1 protein-coding gene is annotated in these 1392 nt (G+C 38.8%); it reads right to left on the bottom strand.

The window, feature by feature from the left end; translation table 11 throughout:
- Positions 1–173: 173 nt before the first annotated feature.
- Positions 174–1298: an IS91 family transposase gene (locus BXY41_RS26555; protein WP_104439891.1), complete on the bottom strand. Its 1125-nt coding sequence runs from the start codon at positions 1296–1298 to the stop codon at positions 174–176.
- Positions 1299–1392 lie beyond the last annotated feature (94 nt).

Genomic DNA, 1392 nt, shown 5'->3' with positions numbered 1-1392 from the left:
CTTTATAGGAAATTCCGCAAATAGTCAAAAATAGTGTATAATAGTATTGAAATAAAAAATAGCATAGCAAAAGAGCGAAGGTGTGACTTCGCCATGACGTTGCTCATGAGGTTTTTTGTTTTGTTGGTTTGACTGCACTATCTGACTATAAAGGAAGAATTACAGATATGGATTTATCCATATCTCATGACCTTTCGATATCGTTCAAATAGTGCAGTTTTTTTGTGGTAAACTTCTAAAACCAACATAGAAGAGCCACATCTCTGACAGCGAAGTGGGTCATATCCAAAAGTTAAAAGGATAGAATTACGCCAGTTTAAATGTCGTAAGAGAAAATTTCGTTTTTCCGGAGAAAGACACTTATGAAGATTTTTCTCTTGTTTGTGATGTTTGGCATAAATGCCATAATAGCGAAGCATTTTAAAATGCTTCTCCGGGATATGAATGATAAGCCGTTTGATAAAATCTAAGGCAGGTATACGCTCAGTGACGGTTTTGTTATCTTCATGCCTTGTGTAATGAAAAGTAACGAAATCTCCATCATAGTCATCAATTCGGGAACTGGCAATGACAGGCCGCCCAAGGTAACGACTGATGTATTTAATTGTGATATCCGGAGTGCAAAGGTTTGGTTTGGCTCGAACATAAAAGCCATCTTCATGCTTTTTATAAATGGAATTTTTGATTTTGTTGAAAGAAGGCCCAAGTCGTTTGGAAAGCTGTTCGAGGAGGACTTTACGGAAAGCATTACGAAGAAAGTTATAGTCAAAGTGCTTAACAGTTCTCCATGGAGTAAAGTTGCCAGCACCCCCTTCAGAAATAAGGGAGTGGATATGAGGATTCCATTTGAGATCCCTGCCAAAGGTATGAAGAACGCAGATGAAACCAGGAGTAAAGCGTTCAGTCTTATTCATCTTGAAAAACATACGAAGAATAACATCACGGACAGAATGAAAGAGGCAGCTCAAAAGAGAACGGTCATTTAAGAAATAAATACGAAGCTCTTCAGGAATGGTAAAAACGCAATGCCTGTGAACACAAGAAATAAGTTTAGAGGACATGTGAAGAGAGCGAAACTGATTGTATTTATTGCCACAAGAAGGGCAGAAGCGGCTTTTGCAGCGAAACGGAACAAATTTGAGGTCACCACAAAGAGGGCAGCCAAACATAGCACCACCCTTTGAGGGATCCCCACAGTCAATCAGTCGTTCTACATTCTCAACAACAGAGCGCCTGGGACGAAGTTCATAAATGATGTGTTCATAATAATCAGTAAAAATGGATTGTAAGATATTCATAAAAGAATTTTACAATAAAGTAGCACAAAGAAAAACCCCAAACCCCTCATGAGTGAGGGGCAGGGGAGTTGAGAGTGTCGAAGACACTTTTTTA

Origin of the sequence: Lacrimispora xylanisolvens, assembly GCF_002934545.1 — a bacterium.
GTDB classification, from domain to species: domain Bacteria; phylum Bacillota; class Clostridia; order Lachnospirales; family Lachnospiraceae; genus Lacrimispora; species Lacrimispora xylanisolvens.
This window is presented reverse-complemented; position numbering and strand designations above follow the sequence as displayed.